The 23767-nt window shown below is 57.2% G+C and carries 27 protein-coding genes; 15 read left to right on the top strand and 12 right to left on the bottom strand.

What is annotated here, in order from left to right; translation table 11 throughout:
• The first annotated feature begins 25 nt into the window (after positions 1–25).
• A complete protein-coding gene (gene rdgC, locus LC417_RS05515) occupies positions 26–937 on the top strand; it encodes a recombination-associated protein RdgC (RefSeq protein WP_223565590.1) in 912 nt (303 codons plus the stop codon).
• Positions 938–1830: 893 nt separating this feature from the next.
• Positions 1831–2838 (top strand): glycosyltransferase family 9 protein, encoded by a 1008-nt coding sequence (locus LC417_RS05510; RefSeq protein ID WP_158131796.1) that lies wholly within the window; start codon positions 1831–1833, stop codon positions 2836–2838.
• Here LC417_RS05510 and LC417_RS05505 read toward each other — a convergent pair.
• The 4 genes from LC417_RS05505 to LC417_RS05490 form a co-directional block, all read right to left on the bottom strand.
• A complete protein-coding gene (locus tag LC417_RS05505; RefSeq protein ID WP_223565589.1) occupies positions 2832–3170 on the bottom strand; it encodes a DUF1493 family protein in 339 nt (112 codons plus the stop codon). The two genes, LC417_RS05510 and LC417_RS05505, sit on opposite strands and share 7 nt — an antisense overlap.
• The gene (locus LC417_RS05500) at positions 3170–4231 is read right to left on the bottom strand and encodes a glycosyltransferase family 9 protein (RefSeq protein WP_223565588.1); all 1062 of its coding nucleotides are present in this window, start codon (positions 4229–4231) and stop codon (positions 3170–3172) included. The genes LC417_RS05505 and LC417_RS05500 overlap by 1 nt, the downstream gene beginning before the upstream one ends.
• A 338-nt stretch (positions 4232–4569) precedes the next feature.
• Complete coding sequence (locus tag LC417_RS05495; RefSeq protein ID WP_010246238.1) at positions 4570–4740, bottom strand: hypothetical protein; 171 nt, start codon at positions 4738–4740, stop codon at positions 4570–4572.
• Positions 4741–4910: 170 nt separating this feature from the next.
• The gene (locus tag LC417_RS05490; RefSeq protein ID WP_010246235.1) at positions 4911–5159 is read right to left on the bottom strand and encodes a YqjD family protein; all 249 of its coding nucleotides are present in this window, start codon (positions 5157–5159) and stop codon (positions 4911–4913) included.
• Between the two features lie 212 nt (positions 5160–5371).
• On the opposite strand from LC417_RS05490, the gene LC417_RS05485 reads away from it, so the two are divergent.
• Positions 5372–5584, top strand: a complete 213-nt coding sequence (locus LC417_RS05485; protein ID WP_010246232.1) for a DUF2767 family protein — start codon at positions 5372–5374, stop codon at positions 5582–5584.
• A 20-nt stretch (positions 5585–5604) separates the two neighbouring features.
• Here LC417_RS05485 and LC417_RS05480 read toward each other — a convergent pair whose 3' ends face one another.
• The 3 genes from LC417_RS05480 to LC417_RS05470 all read right to left on the bottom strand — a co-directional run bounded on the left by LC417_RS05480 (position 5605) and on the right by LC417_RS05470 (position 7587).
• Complete coding sequence (locus LC417_RS05480) at positions 5605–6615, bottom strand: Ppx/GppA phosphatase family protein (protein ID WP_223565587.1); 1011 nt, start codon at positions 6613–6615, stop codon at positions 5605–5607.
• Between the two features lie 23 nt (positions 6616–6638).
• A complete protein-coding gene (locus tag LC417_RS05475; RefSeq protein WP_022625839.1) occupies positions 6639–7196 on the bottom strand; it encodes a hypothetical protein in 558 nt (185 codons plus the stop codon).
• A 61-nt stretch (positions 7197–7257) separates the two neighbouring features.
• Positions 7258–7587 carry a hypothetical protein gene (locus LC417_RS05470; RefSeq protein WP_163798278.1) on the bottom strand — a complete coding sequence of 110 codons (330 nt, stop codon included), beginning with the start codon at positions 7585–7587 and terminating at the stop codon, positions 7258–7260.
• Positions 7588–7801: 214 nt separating this feature from the next.
• On the opposite strand from LC417_RS05470, the gene LC417_RS05465 reads away from it, so the two are divergent.
• The 3 genes from LC417_RS05465 (at position 7802) to LC417_RS05455 (ending at position 8977) form a co-directional block, all read left to right on the top strand.
• A complete protein-coding gene (locus LC417_RS05465; RefSeq protein WP_010246220.1) occupies positions 7802–7981 on the top strand; it encodes a hypothetical protein in 180 nt (59 codons plus the stop codon).
• A 184-nt stretch (positions 7982–8165) separates the two neighbouring features.
• A complete protein-coding gene (locus tag LC417_RS05460; RefSeq protein WP_010246217.1) occupies positions 8166–8549 on the top strand; it encodes a hypothetical protein in 384 nt (127 codons plus the stop codon).
• A 14-nt stretch (positions 8550–8563) separates the two neighbouring features.
• Positions 8564–8977: an N-acetyltransferase gene (locus LC417_RS05455; protein WP_010669877.1), complete on the top strand. Its 414-nt coding sequence runs from the start codon at positions 8564–8566 to the stop codon at positions 8975–8977.
• Here LC417_RS05455 and LC417_RS05450 read toward each other — a convergent pair whose 3' ends face one another.
• Together LC417_RS05450 and ldcA are read right to left on the bottom strand one after the other, a co-directional pair.
• Positions 8978–9640 (bottom strand): MBL fold metallo-hydrolase, encoded by a 663-nt coding sequence (locus LC417_RS05450; protein ID WP_010246210.1) that lies wholly within the window; start codon positions 9638–9640, stop codon positions 8978–8980. It lies immediately after the preceding gene.
• Positions 9641–9662: 22 nt separating this feature from the next.
• The gene (gene ldcA / locus LC417_RS05445; protein WP_223565727.1) at positions 9663–10586 is read right to left on the bottom strand and encodes a muramoyltetrapeptide carboxypeptidase; all 924 of its coding nucleotides are present in this window, start codon (positions 10584–10586) and stop codon (positions 9663–9665) included.
• A 164-nt stretch (positions 10587–10750) separates the two neighbouring features.
• On the opposite strand from ldcA, the gene emtA reads away from it, so the two are divergent.
• The gene (gene emtA / locus LC417_RS05440) at positions 10751–11380 is read left to right on the top strand and encodes a membrane-bound lytic murein transglycosylase EmtA (protein WP_010246204.1); all 630 of its coding nucleotides are present in this window, start codon (positions 10751–10753) and stop codon (positions 11378–11380) included.
• Here emtA and LC417_RS05435 read toward each other — a convergent pair.
• Entirely contained in the window at positions 11373–12347 is a 975-nt protein-coding gene (locus tag LC417_RS05435; protein ID WP_010246202.1) for a sugar-binding transcriptional regulator, read from the bottom strand. The genes emtA and LC417_RS05435 overlap by 8 nt on opposite strands.
• Before the next feature lie 183 nt (positions 12348–12530).
• Here LC417_RS05435 and LC417_RS05430 point away from each other — a divergent pair, with 183 nt between their 5' ends.
• The 8 genes from LC417_RS05430 (at position 12531) to LC417_RS05395 (ending at position 21584) form a co-directional block, all read left to right on the top strand.
• On the top strand, positions 12531–13472 hold the full coding sequence (locus LC417_RS05430) for a D-ribose ABC transporter substrate-binding protein (RefSeq protein WP_010246199.1): 942 nt from the start codon (positions 12531–12533) through the stop codon (positions 13470–13472).
• Positions 13473–13474: 2 nt separating this feature from the next.
• Positions 13475–14074, top strand: a complete 600-nt coding sequence (locus LC417_RS05425; protein WP_033771476.1) for a DUF2291 family protein — start codon at positions 13475–13477, stop codon at positions 14072–14074.
• Entirely contained in the window at positions 14074–15588 is a 1515-nt protein-coding gene (locus LC417_RS05420) for a sugar ABC transporter ATP-binding protein (protein WP_022625834.1), read from the top strand. The genes LC417_RS05425 and LC417_RS05420 overlap by 1 nt, the downstream gene beginning before the upstream one ends.
• 2 nt (positions 15589–15590) lie before the next feature.
• Positions 15591–16697, top strand: coding sequence for an ABC transporter permease (locus LC417_RS05415; protein ID WP_010246189.1), 1107 nt, complete (start codon positions 15591–15593; stop codon positions 16695–16697).
• A 190-nt stretch (positions 16698–16887) separates the two neighbouring features.
• Positions 16888–17718 carry a transketolase gene (locus LC417_RS05410; protein ID WP_010246187.1) on the top strand — a complete coding sequence of 277 codons (831 nt, stop codon included), beginning with the start codon at positions 16888–16890 and terminating at the stop codon, positions 17716–17718.
• Complete coding sequence (locus tag LC417_RS05405) at positions 17711–18655, top strand: transketolase family protein (RefSeq protein ID WP_010246183.1); 945 nt, start codon at positions 17711–17713, stop codon at positions 18653–18655. Before LC417_RS05410 ends, LC417_RS05405 begins: the two co-directional genes overlap by 8 nt.
• 2 nt (positions 18656–18657) lie before the next feature.
• Positions 18658–20145, top strand: coding sequence for an FGGY family carbohydrate kinase (locus LC417_RS05400; protein ID WP_223565586.1), 1488 nt, complete (start codon positions 18658–18660; stop codon positions 20143–20145).
• A 20-nt stretch (positions 20146–20165) separates the two neighbouring features.
• On the top strand, positions 20166–21584 hold the full coding sequence (locus LC417_RS05395) for an L-fucose/L-arabinose isomerase family protein (RefSeq protein WP_167422802.1): 1419 nt from the start codon (positions 20166–20168) through the stop codon (positions 21582–21584).
• 111 nt (positions 21585–21695) lie between these two features.
• Here the strand turns inward: LC417_RS05395 and LC417_RS05390 are convergent, their stop codons facing one another.
• Together LC417_RS05390 and LC417_RS05385 are read right to left on the bottom strand one after the other, a co-directional pair.
• Positions 21696–22826 carry a mechanosensitive ion channel family protein gene (locus tag LC417_RS05390; protein ID WP_010246173.1) on the bottom strand — a complete coding sequence of 377 codons (1131 nt, stop codon included), beginning with the start codon at positions 22824–22826 and terminating at the stop codon, positions 21696–21698.
• 96 nt (positions 22827–22922) lie between these two features.
• Positions 22923–23657 (bottom strand): flagellar brake protein, encoded by a 735-nt coding sequence (locus LC417_RS05385; protein WP_010669884.1) that lies wholly within the window; start codon positions 23655–23657, stop codon positions 22923–22925.
• Between the last annotated feature and the right edge of the window lie 110 nt (positions 23658–23767).

Below are 23767 nucleotides of genomic sequence, written 5' to 3'. Positions count from 1 at the left end.
GATCGCGCCACGGTAAGGAATCCCGATGTTGTGGTTTAAAAATATGATGGTTTATCGTCTGAATCGTGACATTCCGCTGTCCGCAGATGAGATGGAAAAGCAGCTCGACGCCTTCACGTTTTCACCGTGTGGCAGTCAGGATATGAGCAAGACCGGCTGGGTCTCGCCGATGGGCAACCGCAGCGATGCGCTGACCCATGAAAACAAAGGCCAGATTGTGATTTGCGCCCGCAAAGAAGAGAAAATCCTGCCCTCGCCGGTGGTGAAACAGGCGCTGGAAGCGAAAATCGACAAGCTGGAATCTGAGCAGAGCCGCAAGCTCAGGAAGACCGAAAAAGATTCGCTGAAAGATGAAGTGCTGCACAGCCTGCTGCCGCGCGCCTTCAGCCGTTTCAGCCAGACCTACCTGTGGATCGATACGGTCAACAACCTGATTATGGTTGACTGTGCCAGCGCTAAAAAAGCGGAAGATACCCTGGCGCTGCTGCGTAAAAGCCTGGGCTCACTGCCGGTGGTGCCGCTGACGCTGGAAAGCCCGATTGAACTGACCCTGACCGAATGGGTACGTTCAGGCGAGCTGCCTGCCGGATTCGCCCTGATGGATGAAGCGGAGCTGAAAGCGCTGCTGGAAGATGGCGGCGTTATCCGCTGCAAGAAACAGGATTTGGTGTGCGATGAGATCGCCAACCACATCGAAGCGGGCAAGCTGGTAACCAAACTGGCGCTTGACTGGCAGGAGCGCATTCAGTTTATGCTGGCCGATGACGGTTCAATCAAACGCCTGAAGTTCAGCGACACGCTGCGCGACCAGAACGACGATATTGACCGCGAAGATTTTGCACAGCGCTTTGATGCGGATTTTATTCTGATGACCAGCGAACTGGCCGCACTGATCAGCAATCTGGTAGAAGCGTTGGGCGGCGAAGCCCAGCGTTAATCAGTCACCGGCAGAATCATCCTGACAGACGATATTCGCCAAAAAAAGGACCGCTAAACGGTAATGTCAGTCAGTTAAACGACAGGTGATACCGCAGTCTGGTGCCGGGCAGGGGCTGGCGGTCCTCGCGCCGCTGCGCGGTTCCTTCACTTCATTCGCCTGCCTGACGGACCGCCGGGGATGGCACATCCTGTGCCGCCCCGCCTTTCGCCCGCGTCCTGCGGGCTCTCCTGGCAGACTCATTCTGTTCAGCGCTGCGGATTGCCTGCCCCTGCCCGCCACCGGCCTGCTCTGAAACTTCAGTGTGTATTGTTAAAAAGGGCACGAGAGTGGAGGCCTGAGCGCCTCTGCTGCTGAAAGGGTTATCCGCAGCGCTGAGGCGTGACGGTGGGCCAGAAGTCCACGCCGGGAAGCGTGGACAGTTCGGGGCCGGCCAGGGAGGGCCGATCCCCGAACGGTTCGTCGGCACGACGTCAAAGCCGAAGGTACCGCGTGAGCGGCGCGAGGACGGCCCGGCAGCAGCAGAGGTGCGCTGGACCGCACTGCGGCTCGCTCGCCCGGAAAAAAAGCTGCCCCGTTTGACCGTGACAGCCTTTACAAATCTAATCTTAACTGACCAGTATTACGCCATGGGCGGCCTTTTCCTTTTCTGCATGCTGGCCCGGCAGGGCCGACGCCGTAAAAATAATAATCCGGTTAATAATTCAGGCCTGTCTCTGGCCTGTCGTGCTGGCCTCATATTTTAACAATATCGCAACTATGGAACCAATCTGACACTGCGCTGACTAATTTGCTGACTATACCGTTACGTTACCGTTTTCAGAACGTTAACCGGGCGAGTCTTACTTTTATTCAGCCAGAACGGCGTAGCCTTTGCGCAGAGGATGTCAGACATGCGGTTTTTAATTATTTGTCGGGATAATATTGGCGATACCTTACTGACCACGCCGCTGATCAGTGCGCTGGCGCAATCGGGGCAGCATCAGGTCGACGTGCTGACTAACAATTACGCTGCGCCAGTGTTGCAGCATAATCCCGATATCCGGCAGCTCTTCTATTACACCAAACTGCATCACCGTGAGGCAGGGCAGGGACGACTGGCCTGTCTCTTACAGCGACTGAAGCTGATGCTGACCCTGAAAAAACAGCGTTACGATGTGGTGATTCTGGCAAAAAGCCGCTGGGATCAGCATGGCCTGAAGTGGGTTAAAACAGTGCGTCCTGCCAGAGTGATCGCCCTGGGCCATCCCCATCCGCTGATTACCGATCTGTTGCCGCCACCCAGCCAGTCGCCGTGTCATATCAGTGAAACCCTGTTTAGCCTGGGGCGGCCTTTCAATCTCAGCGCCACAGCGCCAGGCAAACTGACGCTGCTACCGGATGCGGCAATCGCGGCCAGCCTGCGTGACAGCTGTGCGATTGATCCCGCTGTTCCGGTCTATGCATTGCAAATCAGCGCCCGCAAGCCGAGCCAGCAGTGGGAAGCCGCGCGGTTTGCCGGGCTGGCTGAAAAAATCGCGGCGCGTCATCCCTGCCAGATAATGCTGCTCTGGTCACCCGGCAGCCGTGATAATCCGCGTCATCCGGGAGATGATGAAAAAGCGCGTGAAATTATGGCTCTCTGCCCGCATCTGCCGATCAAAGCGGTGGCAACCACCAGCCTGCCGCAGTTGATTGCAGCAATGTCGTTGTGTCAGGGGCTGGTGAGCAGTGATGGCGGGGCAATGCACATTGGTGCGGCGCTGGGATTGCCGGTCGTCGCGCTGTTTGGCGACAGCGATCCGGCGTGCTGGCATCCGTGGCAGGTTAACTATCAGGTGCTGCAACCGGCGTCACGTGAGGTCAATGCGCTGAGCAGCAGCGAGGTCTACGACGCCTTCGCCCATACCATTACTCAGTAATCCTCTTCAGGCCAGCGTCCCAGTCTGGCCGCTTCACACAGCATGGCGACCGTCAGTGGACGGTAAGGCTGTGCTGTGCTCGCAGTAAACCAGTTTGCCACTGCAAAGCGCCGTCGGCGCGGCTCCGGAAAATAGCGGGCGTCATCATAGTGGTCTGAACAGACGCCGAAAGTGATAAAAAAATCACTCATCAGAATGGCAAAATCCACCTCATTCAGCGGTAACTGCTGCAGATGAAATCCCGCCCGATCCACTTTCCGGAACCAGCCCAGTGCGGTTGGCTGATTGTGGTGCTCAATCAGCGCAATGATGGATTGAGAAAGGTCGTTCATTACCCCACCAGCTTCGCCACGGCCTGCCCGACCTCATCGGCCTTGATCGTTGCCATCGGATGCTGTGAGGCGGTTTTATCCGGGCGGTGAATAATGATGTGCCGATCGCTGTCCTGGCAGGGACCGGTATAGCGCGGATTGGCGGTGGAGAACAGGCTGACCGTCGGCGTCTGCGCGGCCACGGCGATGTGCAGTGGACCGGTGTCCCCGGTAACCAGCACATCCAGCGTGCGAATCAGGCTAATCAGGCCGCTGAGATTCGTTTTACCCGCCATCGGGGTCACACGCTGACGGTAGTGCAGGGGCAGGCTTTCAATAAATTCCTGCTCAAGAGGCTGCTCAGCGGCGGTGCCGGTAACGATGATTTCCGTGTCAGGCCAGCGTTCAAGCAAGGCTGTCGCCAGCTGGCTGAAGGAGGCCAGCGGCCAGCGGCGAATATCTTTTGATGCCCCTAACTGAAAACCGATACGGCGATGGTCAGCCTTTGCAGTCGGACTGTTGTTCAGTGCCGGAAGGTGCATCCGGGTCTCTTCTGTCTCTGCGCCAAGGACTTCAATCAGTTTCAGCTTACGCTTGATGGTATGGTCATCAAAATAGCCTGAATAGTGATCGAGATATTTATTTAGCAGAGGCGACTCGCGGCCGTAATGATCGCGCACAATTACCTTACTGCCGGTCAGTACCGAGCTCATAATATCGTAGGGGAAATGGGCGTGTAATATTACTGACAGGTCAGGTTTCTGACGGCGCAGTTTGAAAAAAAGCGGCAGGAAATTCGCCAGTTTGTTATCCCAGATATAGATCTTATCAAACCAGTTATAACGGCTGACGAGATCCTTATTTTTCTTGCTGGAAACCAGAATAAACTTGCTGGCGGGAAAGCGATTTTTCAGGCTCCAGATAGCCGGCGTATTCATCAGAAAGTCGCCCAGTGCCGTGGTGGAGTAAATCACCACTGTTTGTGGGGCCAGGTCGTGCAAGGCCTGTGGTTTTGTTCTGCTGGAAAATCGAGAATAGAGCGTTAAAAGTCGGTCTATCAGATAAATCTTTTTTTTCTTCACGTCTGAATTCTCTTGAATTTACCAATGTTATTAACAGGGAAATATTATGGAGTGTTAGAGATTAACGCTACAGAGAAAGTTCATTATGACAGGATGTTTTTTTCAGTCATTGAGTTTTTGTTTGAAATACACTCGCTTTCTGGTTTAAATAAAAATGAACTTTAATTTTTTGTTATTTGGAAGATGTTTTATGTGCACTTTTATTAATGAATGATTACGGCTTGTAATTCTATGAAAAACTAATAGCAGGTTAATTATTAGCGGAATTATTCTATGACTTCTATCTATTAAAAAACATGCGATAAAACAAACCCCGGCACGTGTGCCGGGGCAGGGTATTACGACTGTGGCTGACCCACCGGGCCTGAACCCAGCGTACCGCCCGGTGACGACTGACCGCTTGGTGCATGAGGGCGGCCATCATCTTTAATTGCGTCGCTCTTCTGCGAGCAGCCCGCCAGAGAGGTTAAGGTCGCTGCAACCAGCAGCAGGGCAGGAATTGTTTTCATAAGGTCACCTTGATGTTGTCAGAAAGAGACGAAACCAGACTAAGCATAGATACTTACCGCATTCTGGCCTGAAAAGGCTTATCTTTCAGATGTTTCTCAGCCGGCGGAAGGCGGCCTGGCAAAAAAAAAACGGAAGCCAGTGGCTCCCGTTCTGTTGACGTTCAGCGCGATTACTTGCGGCCCAGCAGGAAGCCGATAAATACGCCAACGCCTGCAGCAACGGCCAGACCTGCAACAGGATTGGATTGAACCTGATCCTTGATACAGTCAGCAGCATCGCGGGCAGCATAGCTTGCCTGGTTGGTGTAACGGCGTGCTGCGCCTTTAGCCTGATGCTCAGATGAACCGGTTGCTGCACCCCATTGTTCCTGAACTGCGCCAGCGGCTTCTTTTACTTTATCTTCGATTTTTCCTGACATTTATTGCTCCTTGGTTTTGAGTGAGACCCTCAAAGCGTAGCAAAGATAGTGAATTCTGCTCCTCCAGCGGAGGAAAATGGGCTAAAAAATCATTTCTGGCTGTTAATGGCGCTGCGTTTGCGGGTAAGGGATTTACTGTCTAGCCTTTGGAAAGAGAGGCGCACTCAGGCGCTGCCACAGCCATAGCCAAAGCTACAGCCGGAGGATAAGCAATGAAACGTGATGCACTGAATGATGACGACTATGACGAAGTCTGCCGGGTCATTGGCGATGCGGTCATTGTGCTGTCGGAGCGCGGCCATGACACCCGCCGTGGCGAAATCTACGACCTGCTTAAACGTATACGTCAGCAGCGGGCCCACAGTGAACGGGATGAGCAGCGGATGCTGGATCATGCTATCCGGCTGATTAAGCCTGAGGTTTAGCATAGTGCGGAAACGCTGCGCTACTGCAGCAGCACGCCCTGAATCAGACTGGCCTCAACAATCGTAACCTCATTAATTTTCAGCGCCTGCATATAACCTTCAACCAGTAAGAGATTGCTGACATCAGTGGCCCGGTAGTCGCCCGCGAGTTCACTGTCGCCTTTCCAGACCTGCTGCTGCGACAGCTGACTTAATGTCGTCAGGCTGTAACGATGGGGTTTGCCCGGTAACTGATTGCGGATTGAAAAACCATGGACGCCGCCGATGCCAATGACCCGACGGCTCGCCAGATCCTGTTTAATCTGCGGACTGACCTCATTAGCGGCATAAAATTGCACAAAGCGCAGCACCGACTGCCGCCAGGAGCCAATCGGATTAGGGGATTTGGCCTCCGGGCTGTTCTTAAGCACCGTCAGAATAAAGTTTTTCAGCGTCACCGAGGCCAGTTTGCCCTGATAGATATCTGCAACCGGCTGACTCGCCTGCTGTCGCCAGGCAGTCATCTGCATCGATCCCCCACCAATATCCCAGACCAGCAGCTGCTCATCACGGATCGCCGGATCGTTAAGCGCGGCTTTAGCGGAGAGGAAACCGAGTTTCGCTTCCTGCTGCTGCGAGATGATGCTGATTTGCGCACCGGTCTGGCGCTGCAACTGAGCGATGACCGCCTGTCCGTTGCTGGCGTTGCGGAACACCGCGGTGGCAACGCCGCTGATGCGCTGTGGATGAAAGCGCCGTGCCTGCGTTAAAAGCTGCTGCAGGGCGGCGGCACCTTCATGAGTCATCGCCGGGCTGAGCTGATTATCTGTTGAATGCGCTAAGGCCTCGTTCCAGGCCACGGCGCGCTGATCCTGATACAGCATCTTTTCGATGTGCAGCTGGCAGACATTGACACGGGCTACCGCAATTTTGGTGGTGCCGGAACCGATATCCAGACCGGCGCGAATTTGCTGGCAACGATCGGCCTGGACAGCAGCGGCAAAAAACAGTGAGCAGAACAGCGTGACAGCAGACAGCGCAGCAGAACGCATAGCGACTCCGGGTGCAATGAGGATCAGAGTGAACGGGCGGCGACGCAGGCCGGATAGACGCTCACCAGGAAGTGACGCAGATGATCAAAACACCATTCGGCGTCATCCGCCTGCGGGCAATAGAACTGAATAGTGATCTTTTCATAATCGCGCTGACGCTGGCGCAGCGGCGACCAGCTCCAGTCGAGTACCGAGCGGGCATAATTGACCAGCGTCTCGGCGGGCATCTGGTGTTGCTGCTCCTGCCCGGTCAGGTAGCGATAAAAGTTCGCTTCCAGCTGCAGCGCCTCCTCAAAGCCGTGTTGCGGCAGGTCGGGACGAAAAGCCACATCGATAAAGCCACAGACCGCATCTGCCTGCTGCTGCCAGTCGCAGGCCAGGGTCATAAACAGCCCCTCCTGCAGATTGATCTCCTCGACCAGCCGCCGCAGATTCACTGAATGGTTCAGCACCGCGATCTCCTCAAGGCGACCGGTTTCCAGCGTCAGATCAAAGCCACAGGGATTCACGGAGCCATCCGCATTGCGGGTGGCGGGGAAGGGGAAGTCGATATAACCGTTGTTATCCAGACGCTTTTCCATCGGGGAGACCTGCTGCTTGACGTTTCCTGACAATAAACCATCTGGCAGCAGGATTCATCCCTTATGGACAGGTCCAGATGATTTGGGTGTCCTGGTAAGGGTTGATCAGGCGGAACTGCTTATCTGACAGGCGCTGCGCGTAATAGCCCTCAGGCGTGACGGCGGAGGGAACATATTTAAAGCGATCCAGCGACTGCAGCGGGCCACTCTTAACGCTGACCTTATCCCGGGTCACGGTGAAGCTATTAACCAGATCAAAAATCACGCCCTGGGTATGCCCCATCGACTGACCATAAATTGTCGAGACCTCACCCGGACATTCCACCCCTTTCGGGCCAGATGAACATCCAGTCACCATCGCGATGAGGATAAAAATGCTGAGACGCATCATGATTTTCTACCTGCTTCAATCCCTGGGAGTTTCGTGGCGCAGAGTCTATCCTGCTGCGTCACTGATTACTTAATCATAGCAGTTTACGCTGCGCTTCCTGTTTGTGATTTGTTTAATCGTTAAGCAACAGGAATGTAAAAGGGTGACTTTGCTTATCAATAAACGTTATTCTTGGCTCCTTTGCGCACCACTTAGGCAAATTCAGGGATAAATGATGAACGAAGAAGAAGCAAGTCTAATGATTATTCGCCATGCGATTGACCAGTTAGAAGCCGATAAGAAGCAACAGGTGATCGCTTGTTCAGCGGATATACGTGCAGCAATGCAGGCTTATGATAGCGAGAATGCCGGGCTGGCACTGATGTTAGTGGCCGCCGAGGTAGCAGCCGAATAATCATATCCGGTCAGTGTGGCAGCCTGTTACGCTGGCCGGATTACTTTATTTTTTCTCAACTTTCAGATTTCTTCGCACGCCGATTCTATCTTTCAATGGTCTTGCTGCGGGTTGCCCCGCGTCCCTTCTCCGTCCTGTGATGTGTTAAGCTAAAAAATCTCAATAAAATCAGCGGAGAAACAGCATGAAGGCAGCATTAATTGCCCTGGGCCTGCTGGCCTGTCACATCGCACCCGCCTGGAGCGAGACGGAATTTCAGCTTAACTGTCCCGGCCGGACAACCATGACCGTTTCGCGTGCCGAATATGGGTTAACCACGTTAATGTGGCCGCCGGGGCATTTCCAGATTGCTGCCGGTCAGCAGCGTACCCGTTTAGAGGCGGGTGATAAGGTGGCGATTACCCGCTTTCGCAATGGCGATCAGCTGATTGTGAACCAGCGCAGCCAGGCGACCTTTTTTGTCTACCGCGACAGCGATAAACTGCTGCCCTGCAGCCGCAGCGAAAAACGCGATGTTGATGCGTTGAGCCTGGAGCGCTACGACGATCGTCAGCACTCCGACACTTAACCCACGGAGCCACTATGCAACCCGAGATTACCGACAAGGTCACGACGCAGGATCTGGATGAAGTCAGGCTGGGTCTGACTGCGTTCAACAGCAAATATATTAATATTGATGAGATCAGATCGATCGGCGTGTTTATTCGTGATGACCAGGGCAGAAAGCTGGCCGGACTGACCGGATCAACCGCCGGAAACTGGCTGCGGATCGATATGCTGTGGGTGAGTGAGGCGCTACGCGGGCAGGGGGCGGGCAGTAAGCTGATGCAGGCGGCAGAGCAGGAGGCGCGGGATCGCGGCTGCCGCTTTGCCCAGGTGGATACCGCCAGTTTTCAGGCGCGACCGTTTTATGAAAAGCTCGGCTATACGCTGCGCTTTAGCCTGGATAACTATCCGCGGCATCATCAGCGCCACTATCTGACGAAAGCCCTGTAATCAGAATAATGGTTGCTGACGCAAATCCAGCGGATGCTGTTCTGCTTCATCAATCGCGGCCAGCCAGCTCTGCAGCGTAACTTTTTTCCAGGAGAGATGCCCGCGCGTGGTACTCATCAGCACCACGTCGGGACGCAGGGAGCGGTAAAATTCCAGCGTCTGGCTCAGCTCAGCCGGATTACTGTCCGGCACCAGCACCGTGATCCAGCGGTCATGCGAACGCGTCACGGTATCGCCAACAAACAGATAGGTCAGCCCCAGCGGCGAGGTGTAGAGATAGCTGCAACTGCCCGGTGTGTGTCCTGGCGTTGGCAGCAGATGGAAATCCCCGAAGTGCGTCTCCTGCTGCGAAAAGGTGTCATCAGGCTCAGCAAAACGGCTGATGGGGCCCAGCGATCGGCTATGGCAGTAAAGTGCGCTGCTGAAGCGCTGCTGGATCAGTGCCGCACCGGGCGCGGATTCATGCCAGTGGGTGAGGTAGTGGCGGATCACGCCGCCGGTATCGGCCATGACTTCATGATCGAGCGGATTTTCTACGCGGCCAATCAACAGATTGCCGCGCGGGTGACGCAGCATAAAGCCATGCATCATCAGGTCATTAACGGCATCTTCCACCGGAAATTCCGGGGTTGAGATCCACAAATCGTCATACAACGGCTTCAATGTCGATCTCCTGAAACAAACGCTATTCCCGCAGGACGGGATGCCCGGTCGCCTGCAAACGGGCGTGGCCCTGGCTGACCGCTAATCGTGCGCTGGCACCCAAAGGCAGTGTTACGGTGTCAGCGGCATGACCAAAATCTAATCCACAAATCAGCGGCAGGCCGGTGGTGTCACGCAGTCGCTGCCAGACGGTGCTGAAGTCAAACCCGTTGTCATATTCCGTCAGGGCTGTACTGGTGAAGCTGCCGGTAACGATCGCCCGCTGTCGCGCCATAATACCGCTCTGCTGCAGCTGAATCAGCATGCGTTCAATGCGGAACGGATGCTCATTCACATCCTCAATCACCAGAATGCCGTTCTCAAACTGCGGCATCCACGGCGTGCCAATTAGTGAGCAGATCATCGCCAGATTCCCGCCCCACAGCGTACCCTGCCACTCGCCCTCATCAGGCGTTTCGCTTTGCCATGTCTCCTCTACTGTAGGTGAAGTCAGTGCCTGCCAGAAGTGGTGAAGGGTAAATTCAGATAAGGTCGCGGCGCCGAAGTTACCGGCCAGCATCGGTGCGCTGAAGGTAATCAGGCCGACCTGCGCCAGCAGTGCCAGCTGAATCGCGGTGAAGTCGCTGTGGCCGCACAGCGCGAGCGGCTGATTCAGCAGACGGCGTTGCAGGCCGATGTAGTCGATGGACTCCAGTAACCGGCTGGCACCATAACCGCCACGCACCGCCAGCACCACATCGGGCAGCGTGCTGAGACTGGCAAGCTGGTTGATATCCGCCAGGCGCTCCGCGTCCGTACCGGCGAAGCGCTGAAAACGGCGGGTGATCACCTGCTCGTTCTCTACCTGATGTCCGGCCGCACGCAGTCGTGCAATGCCCTGCAGCGCCGCAGGCTGATTGTGACAGTAACCGGAGGGGGAGATAAGACGAACTGAACGTGAAATCATCATACTTTCCTGCTGTTAGCGCCTGACTGACGGCGATGATGGCGAAAAGCGCCGCTGAAGTCACGGTACGCGCCGCATTTTCATGCATTTAGGATAAACGGTAATTTTGCTCTCAGGCTGCCTGGGTATGATAGCATTCGCCACAACAGCTACGAGATGAAAAATTGCTGAAAATCCGACACCTTATACTCTCAGCGTTACTCCTGACCGGCTGTGCCAGCGAGCCACCGCACCATGCCGTTAAGCAGCGCAACACGCCATTAACTCAGGCACCGCCGTCCAGCGTCAATGGCACCTGGGCGATGTTTACCGAAGATGCCGCCAGTCATTATGGCGTTGATGAGAAGTTGATCAGCGCCATTATCAGTGTCGAGTCGGGTGGAAATCCGGGCGTGGTGAGCCGTTCAAATGCGGTGGGGCTGATGCAGATTAAAGCTTCGACCGCCGGGCGCGAAGTTTATCGCACGCTGGGCCGTCGTGGTCAGCCGTCGAATGCCGAGTTGCGCGATCCGGCCAAAAATATTGATATCGGCACCGCCTATATCCGCATTCTGCAGAACTCCGCGCTGTCGGGCATCCGCGATCCGCTGACCCTGCGCTATGCCACCATCGTCTCTTATGCCAACGGCGCAGGGGCGTTACTGCGGACTTTCTCCAGCGATCGCGATCGGGCCATTGCGATGATCAATGCGATGTCACCGGATGAGTTCTATCAGCATGTGCAGAACAAGCATCCGGCGGCGCAGGCCCCGCGCTATCTGTGGAAAGTCACCACGGCTTACCGCACTATCTGACCGGTTGTGATGAATCCTGCGGCGTGAGCAGTAGCCGCGCCGTGGGATAGTCGATGATCAGCACCTTGATGTAGCCGCCCAGCAGCGCACCGCGAATCGCCTGCGCTTTCTCTCTTCCGCCTGCCAGCCCGACCACCTGTGGACACTGTTTCACCTGCGCCAGCTCCATACCAATCACCGGATCTTCTTCTGCTTTCAGCACCGGCTGTCCGCAGGCGTCGAAATAGTGCAGACAGATATCGCCTACCGCACCGCGCGCCGCCAGCGTCTGTAGCATCCTGCCATCGTAGTAGTTGCCCGAATTACGTAACAGCGCCGACGGCTCCAGATCGCCAATGCCGACAATCGCCAGGTCGACCTGCTCAAATTTACTCAGCACCTCGGCGACCTCTGCGTTGGCAGAGAGCCGCTGGCGATCGCTGACCGAATGCTCAATCGACTGCGACGGCAGCAGCCAGGCGGGGCAGTTCAGCAGCGCCGCCAGATTTTGCGTCAGAATCGTGGCTTGCACATTGCCGTTAGCCCCGACGCCACCCAGCAGCTGGATCACCCCTTTGCAGGCGCTGTTGAGCGGATGCAGCGCATCAACCATCGCCCGGATCGTGCCGCTCCATGACGAAATACCAATCAGCTCATCGTTTCGCAGTCGGGTCTCCAGATAGTGAGCGGCCGCTGATCCAATCGCCTGCTTAATCTGCAGCGACGACGCCTGGTCCGGCACATCCACCACAATCGCCTGCGGCAGGTTATAGGTCTGCTCAATGGCCTTTTCCAGCTCAGGGTAGACGTTGGCTGGTGGCACCACGCTGATCTTGACCACACCTTCTTTCACGCTGCGATTAAGAATGCGTGAGACAAACGACTGCGATAAGGTCAGCGACTGTGCAATCTCTGACTGCTTCAACCCTTCGACATAGTAAAGGGTGGCAATCTTTACCATCAGTCGCTGTTCATCCTGTTTTGCCATCGGTTTTTCCCTCTCTGATTCTGCCCGGTATTGTTAACCAGGATGATCAAAATCACAACGCAGGCTAATTTGTGATCGTTTTCGCTTTTTGACGATCGCGCATTGGACGGCACGTCAGCGCGGGCGCATAGTCATTATGCATATAAAATCGCGTGTGAATATATATTCAAGCGGAGAAAAATAATGACTCGTCCTCTGATCAAACTGACCCTGCTCGCATCGATGCTCGCCTTTTCAGCGACCGCGCTGGCGGCAGAGCAAGGCCTGCTGGCGATTATCACCCCATCCCATGACAACCCGTTCTTTAAAGCCGAGGCGGAAGGGGCCTTAGCGAAAGCCAAAGAGCTGGGTTACGCCACGCTGGTGGCGTCGCACGATGATGACGTAAACAAGCAAAACCAGCTGATTGAGACCGCGATTGCGCGCAAAGCCAAAGCGATCATTCTTGATAACGCTGGTGCCGACGCCACCGTCGGGCCGGTCCAGAAAGCCAAAGATGCCGGGATCCCGACCTTCCTGATTGACCGGGAGATCAACAAAACCGGCATCGCGGTAGCGCAGATCGTCTCTAACAACTATCAGGGGGCGCAGCTGGGCGCGGAGAAATTTGCGAAATTGCTGGGCGGCAAAGGGGACTATGTTGAACTGCTGGGCAAAGAGTCTGACACCAACGCGGGCGTGCGGTCGCAGGGCTATCACGATGTGCTGGATGACTACAGCGACATGAAAATGGTGGCTCAGCAGAGCGCCAACTGGAGCCAGACCGAAGCCTTCAGCCGCATGGAAACCCTGCTGCAGAAACACCCCAACATCGTGGGCGTCATCTCCGGTAACGACACCATGGCGCTGGGTGCCGAAGCCGCGCTGAAAGCCGCCGGGAAAACATCGGTGATCGTGGTGGGCTTTGATGGCAGCGACTACACCCGGGATTCGATCCTCAACAAAGGCAATATTAAAGCGACGGTGCTGCAGCCGGGCTGGGATCAGGCGCAGATGGCGGTCACGCAGGCGGATTACTACCTGAAGAACGGCAAAGCGCAGAAACAGGAGAAGCAGCTGATGGACTGCGTGCTGATTGACGACAGCAACGCCGCTAAGCTGAAAAACTTCAACCTGGCGAAATAACCATGAAACGGATGCTGGCGGTATTGACCGGTATGGCGCTACTCAGCGCCTGCACCGTGGTGGATCTGGATGCGGACGGTAAGCCGATCCTGCCGAAGGATCCGCACGCGAAACCCAGCTATACCACCCAGACACCGCAGCAGATTGCGGAAGAGACCTGGCAGCCGCGCGTGATGACCACCGCGAACAGCCATGCGCTGAGCTGGGCCGACATGGAGGCGAAAAGTCAGACGGTCAAACCCGGCGGGCGCGAAAGCGTCTTCGTGCGAGCCGGGGGGACAGCCAGCGCCTTTGATGAGAGTAACCCGCGTGAACGCACGCTGACGCTGATGATTAACGGCAAGCCGGTGGCGGTCAGTGTCGGGCCGGTGCTGCGCAGTAACGCTATCCGGGATGCCGCCGGTTTCCGTTTCGAAGAGTTTACCAATCAGGTGCAGTACGCCCAGCTGACGCGGGCGCTGAACCGTCACGCGGTGAAGCAACTGCCACCGCTGGATGCCAGCTGGGTCAACCAGCCGGTGCAGGCGCTGCTGGCTGTAACTATCGGGCAGAACAGCGTTGAAGATGTGGTAGCGGTTGAGCTGAAGCGGGGGACGCCCTGATGGACGATGAGATCATTCTGCGGGCCGAACAGATATCGATGCTGTTTCCCGGTACGCTGGCGCTGGATCGCGTCGATTATCGGGTCTGGCGCGGCAAAGTTAACGTCATCATCGGTGAGAATGGGGCGGGAAAATCGACCCTGATGAAAATTCTGGCCGGGGTACAGCAACCCACGGCCGGTTCGCTGTTCCTGAATGGCGAGCCGCTGACGCTGAGCAGCACCCGCGACGCCGCCCGGCACGGCATCGGCATGGTGCACCAGGAGCTGAATCTGTTTGAGAACCTGACGGTGGCTGAAAACCTGTTTCTGGGCCGGGAGATCCAGCGCGGCCTGGCCCCGATCAACGAGGCGGAGCAGGCACGCCGCACCGCCGCGCTGATGGCGCGCCTCGATCAGCCGATTTCACCCCATGAGCGGGTCGGTAATCTCAAAGTGGGTCAGCAGCAGCTGGTCGAGATTGCCAAAGCGCTGGCGGAAGATGCGGACATCCTGATCCTCGACGAGCCGACCTCGGCGCTGAGCAAAACCGAAGTGGAGATCCTGTTCCGGGTGATCCGCGACCTGACGCAGCAGGGCGTTACCGTGATTTACATCTCCCACCGGCTGGAAGAGCTGATGGCAATTGGCGACGTGATCACCATTCTGCGCGACGGGCGCTTTCAGGCCGAAGCGCCGGTCAGCAGCATCGATGTGCCGTGGATCGTGCGTGAGATGCTGGGCAGTGAACCGGTCACCACTTTCCTGCCGGAAGCGCGTGAGTTTGGCGCGCCGGTGCTGGAGGCGCAGCACATTACCTGCGTCAGCCCCAATGGCAATACCCTGGTGGATGACGTCAGTTTTCAGGTGCGGGCCGGGGAAATTGTCGGGATTTACGGGCTGATGGGCGCAGGCCGCACCGAGCTGTTTGAGTGTCTGCTTGGCAGTCAGCGTCACTATCTGGGCAAGCTGTGGCTCGACAGCAAACCGCTGCCGACCCGTCTGCCCACCGCCGACCGTATTCGCATGGGCATGAGTCTGGTGCCGGAAGATCGCAAACGCGCCGGGATTTTCCCGGTGTCATCGGTCGCCAGTAATCTCACCATCGCCAGCCTGTGGCGGCGTCTGTCACATCGCTTTGCCATTGCCCACCAGGCGGAGCAGCAGGCGGTAAGCCAGACGGTGGGCAACCTGGCGATCAAAATCTCCTCGCCGGACGTGGCCATTAGCGCACTGAGTGGTGGCAATCAGCAGAAAGTGGTGATTGGCCGCGCGCTGCTGACCAATCCGCGCCTGCTGCTGCTGGATGAGCCGAGTCGCGGCATTGATGTCGGTGCAAAAGCAGAGGTGTTTCGCATGATGGTGGCGCTGTCGCAGCAGGGCATTGCGGTGCTGTTCTCCACTTCGGACCTGAAAGAAATTATGGCGGTAGCCGATCGCATCCTGGTGATGTCGGGCGGCAAACTTACGGCTGATCTTCCCCGCGACCAGGCGGAAGAAGCAGCGCTGGTGAAAGCAAGTGCGCAGGGGTTCTGAGCATGAAAAGCAATGACAGCGTCGCGCTGACCACACTTCCGGCTAAGGCGTTCAGTTCACGTGAAAGCATTCTGCTGCTGCTTCTGAAGCTGCGCACTTTTATTGCGCTGATTCTGATCGTCGGCTTCTTCGCCATCACCGTGCCGGACTTTCTCGCCACCGGCAGCCTGGTGATCATGGTTAAACATATCGCCATCAACGCCTTTCTGGCGCTGGGCATCACCTTTGTCATTATCACCGCGGGAATTGACCTGTCGATTGGGGCGACGCTGGGACTGTGCGGCATGATCGCCGGCTGGCTGATTACCAAAGGCATTGTGCTGCCGATGTTTGGCATCGCCATCTTCCCCAGCGTCTGGGTGATAGTGCCGGTGGTGCTGCTGATCGGCGCGCTGATTGGCGCGGGCAACGGCTGGATCATTACCCGCTACAACGTGGCCCCCTTTATCTGCACCCTCGGCACCATGTACATCCTGCGCGGCGCGGCGATGCTTACCTCCGGCGGCGAGACCTTTCCTGGTCTGCAGGGGAATCCGCTGCTGGGCAACACCGGTTTCGATCGGATTGGTGCCGGAACCTTTCTCGGGCTGCCTTACGCCATCTGGATGATGGTGGTGCTGGCGCTGGTGATCGCCTACATCGCCCGTCGCCTGCCGTTTGGCCGTCAGGTCTATGCCATCGGAGACAATGAACGTGCCGCTGAACTGTCGGGTGTGAAAACCCGGCAGGTAAAAATTCTGGTCTACACCCTGTCAGGATTCTGCGCGGCGATTGCTGGCATCGTGGTCTCATCGCAACTGGTCGCCAGCCATCCGGCTAACGGCACCGCGTTTGAGATGAATGCCATTGCCGCCGTGGTGCTGGGTGGCACGTCGCTGGCGGGCGGACGCGGCACCATCCTCGGCACGCTGATTGGTGCGTTCGTTATTGGCTTTCTGGCGGATGGCCTGATCATGATGGGTGTCAGTGAATTCTGGCAGATGGTGATCAAAGGCATCGTGATTATCATTGCGGTGATCATCGACCAGACCCAGAGCCGGATGCAGCAGAAGGCGGCCGTGGTGGCTCAGAAAGCGTTAATCGAGGAGGGGACACCGGCAAAACCCTGACGGGGAAGTGCGTTGAACCGGACATCGGGTGCCGCTGAGTGATTCCTGACAGCGGACGGCCTGCCCGGTTTAACGGGCAGAATAGCGAACAAAGGGCGGTTCAGTTTATTAGCTCCTTTTTTTCAGGCACAAAATTTTTTAACCGACGTGAATATATATTCATAACCGATTTAAAATTCAGAGGTAGTGTATGAATCCTTTCAATCTTCCGGTCGATGACCTTGAGCGCCGGGCGCGGGCAATCCGCCGCCGCATCATCCAGCTTAACGCGGGCAGCCCGGCAGGCGGTCATACCGGCGCTGACCTGTCACAGGTAGAGATCCTCACCGCGCTCTACTTCCGCATTCTGAACTGCGCACCGGATCGTACAGACGACGATCAGCGTGACATCTATATCCAGTCCAAAGGGCATGCGGTGGGGGGCTATTACTGCGTGCTGGCGGAAGCGGGCTACTTCCCGACCGACTGGCTGGCAACCTATCAGCATGCCGACTCGCATCTGCCCGGCCATCCGGTACGGCAGAAAACGCCGGGCGTTGAGCTGAACACCGGCGCGCTGGGTCACGGCCTGCCGGTGGCGGTGGGCATCGCTATCGCGGCGAAAAAAGATAACAGCCCGCGCCGCATCTTTGTGGTGACCGGCGATGGTGAACTGGCTGAAGGCAGCAACTGGGAGGCGGCGCTGGTGGCGGCGCATTACGGCCTCGACAACCTGATCATCATCAATGACAAAAACAAGCTGCAACTGGCGGGCGCGACCCGCGACATCATGAACACCGATCCGCTGCCGGAAAAATGGCGCGCCTTCGGGCTGGAGGTCACCGAATGCAACGGCAATGATATGGCGGCGGTGGTCGACACCATTGAAAACCTGCCGAAGAACGGCAAACCGCAGGTGATTGTGGCGCATACCGAGAAGGGATTTGGCGTCTCATTTATCCAGAGCAAGGCGGAATGGCATCACCGGGTGCCGAAAGGCGAAGAGATCGCACTGGCACTGGAGGAACTGAAAGATGAGTAATGCACAACATTTAGCAAGCGTCATGGTCACGGCCTTTATCGACGCGGTGAATCGCGGTGTGGATCTGGTGCCGGTGGTAGCGGACTCCACGTCGACGGCCAAAATCGCCCCCTTTATCAAGGCCTTTCCCGACCGGCTGATTAACGTCGGCATCGCTGAGCAGACGCTGGTGGGCACGGCGGCCGGTCTGGCGCTGGGCGGCAAAGTCGCAGTGACCTGTAACGCCGCGCCATTTTTGGTGTCACGCGCCAATGAGCAGGTAAAAGTCGACGTCTGCTACAACAACACCAACGTCAAACTGTTCGGGCTGAATGCCGGGACCAGCTATGGCCCGTTAGCCAGCACGCATCACAGCATTGATGACATCGCGGTGATGCGCGGTTTCGGCAACATCGAGATCTATGCGCCTTCCTGTCCGCTGGAGTGCCGTCAGATCATCGATTACGCCCTTGAGCATGTCGGGCCGGTCTATATCCGTCTGGATGGCAAAGATCTGCCGCAGCTGCACGCGGAAAGCTATCAGTTCAGGCCGGGCGCGATCGACCTGTTGCGTGAAGGCAGCGACATCGCACTGGTGGCGATGGGCTCAACGGTTCACGAGGTGGTTCACGCTGCTGAGCAACTGGCTGAGCAGGGCATTTCAGCCGGTGTGATCGCGGTTCCATCGATTCGACCTTGTGATACCCAACAGCTGCGCAACCTGTTAAATCACTACCCAGCGGTGATTACCGTAGAAGAGCATAACGTTAATGGCGGTGTCGGCAGCCTGGTGGCCGAAGTGCTGGCGGAAGGCGGCTGCGGCATCCCGCTGTTGCGGCTCGGCATTGCAGATGGGGAATATGCGATTGCCGGCGATCGCGCCTCTACCCGCGCCCATCATGGCATTGATGCCAGTAGCGTGGTGAACAGTGCAGCGCGCATCTGCGCAGGAGCATAAATATGGTGGGACCCCTGATTCTGGCAATCGATGAAGGCACTACCAATGCTAAAGCGATTGCGGTTGATCGCGATGGCCGCGTGGTGGCACGCGGCAGCCAGAGCTTAACCCTGCAACATCCGCTACCGGGACTGGCTGAGCAGGACCCTGTGGCGATCTGGCAGGCGGTAAAAGAGGCCATTACCCACTGCCTGGCAGACTGTGGTGGCGCACCTGTCGCGGCTGTGGCGATCAGTAATCAGCGCGAGTCGGTGCTGATCTGGCAGCGGCGTGACGGCAAGCCGCTGACGCCGCTGGTGAGCTGGCAGGATCGACGATCCGAGTCACTCTGTCGCGACCTGCGTCAGGCGGGCAAAGCACCTCGCATCACCGGTTTGACCGGCCTGGCCGTTGACCCGATGTTTCCGGCCGCCAAGCTGACCGGGATGCTGGCCGCCATTCCTGACGGCGCGGCGCGGGCGGCGGCGGGTGAGCTCTGTATCGGCACGGTCGACAGCTGGCTCAGCTGGCAGCTCAGCGCCGGCGAGGTATTTATTACCGATCATGCTAACGCCTCCCGTACTCAACTCTACAGCCTGCATCTTAATGACTGGGACGACGAGCTGCTGACGCTGTTTCAGCTGCCGCGCGCCGCGCTGCCGCGCATCACCGCCTCAGCCAGTGAACAGGGCGTGGTCGCGGTGAGTGATATTCCCGGCTTAGCGCCAGGCACGCCGATTCTGGCGCGCATCGGCGACTCTCATGCCGCCTTACAGGCGCAGCGGCGCGGCGAGTCTGAAGTGGTGAAAGCCACCTACGGCACCGGATCTTCACTGATGATGTCCATGGCGACGCCGCTGCTGACGGAAAATGGCCTCAGCACCACCGTAGCCTGGCACGACGGCACGCTGCGTTATGCCTTTGAAGGCAACATTACCCACACCGGTTCCGGTGCCGCCTGGCTGGGCAGAATGCTCGGCGTGCAGGAGCCGCGCGAGCTCACCGCGATGGCGCAGCGCTGCGACGATAATCAGGGCATCTATTTTGTCCCGGCGCTCTCTGGCCTGGGCGCGCCCTGGTGGGATCTGCAGGCGCGCGGCATGGTGTGCGGATTGACGGATGCCGCCACACCCGCCGTGCTGGCGCGGGTGGCGCTGGAGTCGATCGTCTGGCAAATCGCCGACGTCTTTTTTGCCATGGAGCAGGCCAGCGGCCAGCAGCTTCCGGCGCTCTGTGTGGATGGCAGCGCCACCGAAAATAGCTGGCTGATGCAGTTACAGGCGGATGTGTTACAGCGGCCGTTGCAGCGGGTGCCTACCGCCGAGGTCTCCGCGCTGGGCGCGGCACTGCTGGCAGGCAAAGTGCTGGGATGGTGGCAGCAGGGCAGTGATATGCAGGCGCTGCAGGGCGGCAGCGTCATCATGCCGCGTGAAGAGCACGCGCAGCGTATGCAGGAAAACTATAAAGGCTGGATTGACGCCGTTGCACGCTGTCGTTATCAGCCACATTAATCCTTATCCGGAGCAGAGCCATGTCAACACTTCCTCAGCAGTTAACCTTCGGCGTCATTATTGGCAACCGGGGTTTTTTTCCCAGCTATCTGGTGGGCGAGGCGCGCCAGCAGGCGGTCGCGCTGTTTGAAAAGATGAACATTAATACGGTGATGCTGGATGAGACCCAGACCAATCTGGGCGGCGTCGAGACGCGTCAGGAGGCGAAAACCTGCGCCGCGCTGTTTCGTCAGCACCGCGAAGCGATTCACGGCATTGTGGTGCTGCTGCCAAACTTTGGTGATGAAAAAGCCATCGCAGAAGCGCTGCGTCTCGCCGGGCTGAACGTGCCGGTACTGGTGCAGGCCGAAGAGGACAATCTGGATAAAATGGGGCTGGCGACCCGCCGCGACAGCTTCTGCGGCAAAATTTCACTCTGCAACAACCTGCGGCAATATGGCATCCCGTTTACGCTGACCCGTCAGCACGTCTGCGCACTGAGCGGCGACGTGTTTATGCAGGATCTGCAGCGGTTCAGCCAACTCTGTCGGGTGGTGAATGCCATGCGCCGGGTACGCGTCGGGGCAATTGGTGCCCGGCCCGCCGGATTCAACACCGTGCGCTACAGCGAAAAGCTGCTGGAGAAGATGGGCATCGCGGTGGAGACCCTGGATTTATCGGAGATCTTTACCCGCACCAACCGGCTGCGCGATGACGATATCCGCGTGGCAGAGAAGCGTGAAATCCTGGAGGCCAACGCCGATGCGCGGGGGATTCCGGGTGAAAAACTGGTGACCATGGCCAAACTGTTTGTGGTGATCAGCGAGTGGATCAGCGACAACGATATCGATACTACCGCCATCCAGTGCTGGACGTCGTTGCAGGAGAACCTGGGCATTAACGTCTGCTCAATCATGAGCGTGATGTCGGGCCAGCTGATGCCCAGCGCCTGCGAAGTGGATGTGATGGGGGCGCTGTCGATGTATGCGCTCGCCAGTTGCTCGCTGAACCCCGCCTCGCTGGCAGACTGGAACAACAACTTTGGCGACGAGCGGGACAAATGTGTGCTATTTCACTGCGGTAATTTCGCCAGCGCCAGCCTGGAGTCACCGACCATGGGCACGGCGGATATCATCGGCACCACCGTGGGCAAAGAGAACACCTGTGGCGCAGTACATGGCCGGATGAAGCAGGGCGATCTGACCTATTTCCGCCTCTCTACCGACGACTTCAGCGGCGAAATCAAAGCCTATGTGGGAGAGGGAATGTCGGTCACCGATCCGCTGGACACGGTAGGTTGCCGTGCGGTGATCCAGGTGCCGCAGCTGGAGACACTGCTGGCGTGGATCTGCCGTAACGGCTTTGAGCATCATGTGGCGATGAATCACTCTGCCACGGCCGGTGTGCTGCAGGAAGCGTTCAGTGAGTATCTCGGCGTGAGCTGCTACCGGCATCAGTAAGCGGTAAGGTGGAACGGCTGAATGCAAGGGGTGAAGCAGCCGATGCGGTCACGATTCCGCCCGCACCGGCCTGTATGCCCGCCACGCCTGAAAAGGAAGGCGGGCTCTGACTTAGCGCGCCATTCTGCGCACCTCGTCATCGTCATTCTGCACCGCAACCAGATCCACCGGTGGCAGATTGCCGCCGCTGAACTCCACCTGACGAATCGGGAAGGCGAAGCGGATATTTCGCTCTTCCAGTGCTGCCATCAGCTGCAGGTTAATCTCCTGCTGAATATCCATGTACTTGTTGTAATCCGCATCCAGCACAAAATAGACCACTTCGAAGGTCAGTTTTGAATCCTCAAAGGCCAGGAAGTGGGCACGGTCAAAACGGGTGGTCTCAACGCCCTGGATAATCTCTTTCACCAGCGGGCTGATCTCCCGGACCTGCTCTGACGGCGTGGCGTAGCTGATACCAAACTTAAAGACGATGCGGCGCTGCTGCATGCGCTTGTAGTTGTGGATCGTCTGCTGCAACAGAATGGTATTTGAGCAGACAATCTGCTCGCCACTCAGGCTGCGCAGTCGGGTGGTTTTCAGGCCGATATGCTCGATGGAACCGGCAATGTCACCAAAGACAATAAAATCGCCATGCTCAAACGGCTTATCAAAGCCTATCGCCAGTGAAGCAAACACATCGCTCAGTACCGTCTGAATCGCCAGCGCAATCGCGATGCCCCCGACCCCGAGACTGGCGACCAGTGCGGTAATGTTGATGCCCATGTTCGACAGAATGGCCAGGAACATCATAATCCAGACCACTACCCGCAGCAGAATACCGAGGATCACCGTAGTGACCGGGTTGCGCACGTGCAGCGGGTCACGCAGCAGGCTTTTCAGCCATAGCCGGATGCCACAGTCGAGCCACAGAGCGAGCTGTACAATCAGCGCCAGGAACCAGCCGTGCGCGATGGTGACACTCCACGACGCGGGCAGATCGACAAACTTCAGGGCAATCAGCAGCGAAAAGATCAGCAGCAGGGTCTGGCTGGTACTGCGCAATATCTCCACCAGAATCGCAGTGGCGCGAACATGCCGATGTTCGCTGTAAAAGGCAATCCGGTTGGAGATAAAGCGAATCAGGGTACGTAATATCCAGTAAATCACCAGCGTGGACACCACTACGATGGCGCTGTTTAGCCAGAGTTCCTGATTAAAAAAGAGGGAGTGAAAACGACGTGAAGAGAGCCAGTTTTCCATTGGGGAGGGTCTCCTTGCTGGGTTCCGGTTTAAAAGAAAACAAGCAAGAAGCATAGCCTGGATGCGGCCCACCTGTGCGGCGCATCCGTAAAGTGGTTACTGGAATCGGGTCGATTTATCGCGAGCCAGGCGCTCAAGGGCAAAAATAATCTGCTGAAGCTGCCGCTCCTGCGCCGGGTTCAGCGTGGCAAAACGAAAGCTCAGTCGCGGTGTGATGCGGGTTTCATTTTTGCCGGTCACCACGCTGCGCTCGCCAATGCTCAGCAGCTTTACCGGCACGTCAAAATGGCCATACTCGCCCAGCTCGACCCGGAACGGGTTGAAACTGTCACCGTCCTGCAACCCGTCCGGCAGCGCTTCATCGACCAGCACGCCGATACCGCCCAGCGACAGATCCTGCAGACGCAGGCGCGTTTTCCTGCCATCGGGCCACACGGTATGACACCAGAACTGCGGCTCCAGCGGAGCGCAGACCCGGAAAAACTCACGTCGCTGGATCTGCCACAGCAGGTCTGGCAGCGGCGCGCTGAAAGCGGGTAACCCTTCAAACTCCACGATTTCCAGCGAGGCGAGGCTGAATTCCACCTTAGCGCCGTAGGTTTCCGCAGTGATACTGAGATCGTCGCTGGTCAGGGCATAATCGTTATCCAGATTATTACTGCCGAGGTCAAACAGCAGGCGATCTTCATCGGCAGCCAGCATCCGGCTGATAAACTGCCCACGCGGAAAGCGCACCAGTAATGGCGTCTGCAATCGCAGCAGATCTTTCATAACGCCAAGAACCGCCAGCGTGCCACGTTTTAGATATTGTTCCTGGTCGGCTTCTTTCACGTCCTGCTCCACAAGGGGGGTTACTTTATTGATGCGGTTTTTTTGCCTCGTCTCGGTTATCGGCGCGGCTAAAAAAAGCTTTAGCATGCTATTCATCAATAATAACTGTG

It is taken from the genome of Pantoea sp. OVA07A, from assembly GCF_019969975.1.
Classification (GTDB): Bacteria; Pseudomonadota; Gammaproteobacteria; order Enterobacterales; family Enterobacteriaceae; genus Pantoea; species Pantoea agglomerans.
Note: the sequence above shows the minus strand (reverse complement) of the source record. Positions and strands in the feature narration are given on the sequence as shown.

What these genes read in the sequence shown, in the direction of transcription:
- LC417_RS05460 (WP_010246217.1), top strand. Translation starts at nt 8,166, where the DNA reads ATGAAGGCAGCATTAATTGCCCTGGGCCTGCTGGCCTGTCACATCGCA.
- LC417_RS05420 (WP_022625834.1), top strand. Translation starts at nt 14,074, where the DNA reads ATGGACGATGAGATCATTCTGCGGGCCGAACAGATATCGATGCTGTTT.
- LC417_RS05495 (WP_010246238.1), bottom strand. Translation starts at nt 4,740, where the DNA reads ATGAAAACAATTCCTGCCCTGCTGCTGGTTGCAGCGACCTTAACCTCT.
- LC417_RS05430 (WP_010246199.1), top strand. Translation starts at nt 12,531, where the DNA reads ATGACTCGTCCTCTGATCAAACTGACCCTGCTCGCATCGATGCTCGCC.
- LC417_RS05405 (WP_010246183.1), top strand. Translation starts at nt 17,711, where the DNA reads ATGAGTAATGCACAACATTTAGCAAGCGTCATGGTCACGGCCTTTATC.
- LC417_RS05390 (WP_010246173.1), bottom strand. Translation starts at nt 22,826, where the DNA reads ATGGAAAACTGGCTCTCTTCACGTCGTTTTCACTCCCTCTTTTTTAAT.
- LC417_RS05505 (WP_223565589.1), bottom strand. Translation starts at nt 3,170, where the DNA reads ATGAACGACCTTTCTCAATCCATCATTGCGCTGATTGAGCACCACAAT.
- LC417_RS05425 (WP_033771476.1), top strand. Translation starts at nt 13,475, where the DNA reads ATGAAACGGATGCTGGCGGTATTGACCGGTATGGCGCTACTCAGCGCC.
- ldcA (WP_223565727.1), bottom strand. Translation starts at nt 10,586, where the DNA reads ATGATTTCACGTTCAGTTCGTCTTATCTCCCCCTCCGGTTACTGTCAC.
- LC417_RS05510 (WP_158131796.1), top strand. Translation starts at nt 1,831, where the DNA reads ATGCGGTTTTTAATTATTTGTCGGGATAATATTGGCGATACCTTACTG.
- LC417_RS05410 (WP_010246187.1), top strand. Translation starts at nt 16,888, where the DNA reads ATGAATCCTTTCAATCTTCCGGTCGATGACCTTGAGCGCCGGGCGCGG.
- LC417_RS05480 (WP_223565587.1), bottom strand. Translation starts at nt 6,615, where the DNA reads ATGCGTTCTGCTGCGCTGTCTGCTGTCACGCTGTTCTGCTCACTGTTT.
- LC417_RS05395 (WP_167422802.1), top strand. Translation starts at nt 20,166, where the DNA reads ATGTCAACACTTCCTCAGCAGTTAACCTTCGGCGTCATTATTGGCAAC.
- rdgC (WP_223565590.1), top strand. Translation starts at nt 26, where the DNA reads ATGTTGTGGTTTAAAAATATGATGGTTTATCGTCTGAATCGTGACATT.
- LC417_RS05435 (WP_010246202.1), bottom strand. Translation starts at nt 12,347, where the DNA reads ATGGCAAAACAGGATGAACAGCGACTGATGGTAAAGATTGCCACCCTT.
- LC417_RS05400 (WP_223565586.1), top strand. Translation starts at nt 18,658, where the DNA reads ATGGTGGGACCCCTGATTCTGGCAATCGATGAAGGCACTACCAATGCT.
- LC417_RS05475 (WP_022625839.1), bottom strand. Translation starts at nt 7,196, where the DNA reads ATGGAAAAGCGTCTGGATAACAACGGTTATATCGACTTCCCCTTCCCC.
- LC417_RS05455 (WP_010669877.1), top strand. Translation starts at nt 8,564, where the DNA reads ATGCAACCCGAGATTACCGACAAGGTCACGACGCAGGATCTGGATGAA.
- LC417_RS05485 (WP_010246232.1), top strand. Translation starts at nt 5,372, where the DNA reads ATGAAACGTGATGCACTGAATGATGACGACTATGACGAAGTCTGCCGG.
- LC417_RS05490 (WP_010246235.1), bottom strand. Translation starts at nt 5,159, where the DNA reads ATGTCAGGAAAAATCGAAGATAAAGTAAAAGAAGCCGCTGGCGCAGTT.
- LC417_RS05465 (WP_010246220.1), top strand. Translation starts at nt 7,802, where the DNA reads ATGAACGAAGAAGAAGCAAGTCTAATGATTATTCGCCATGCGATTGAC.
- LC417_RS05470 (WP_163798278.1), bottom strand. Translation starts at nt 7,587, where the DNA reads ATGATGCGTCTCAGCATTTTTATCCTCATCGCGATGGTGACTGGATGT.
- LC417_RS05415 (WP_010246189.1), top strand. Translation starts at nt 15,591, where the DNA reads ATGAAAAGCAATGACAGCGTCGCGCTGACCACACTTCCGGCTAAGGCG.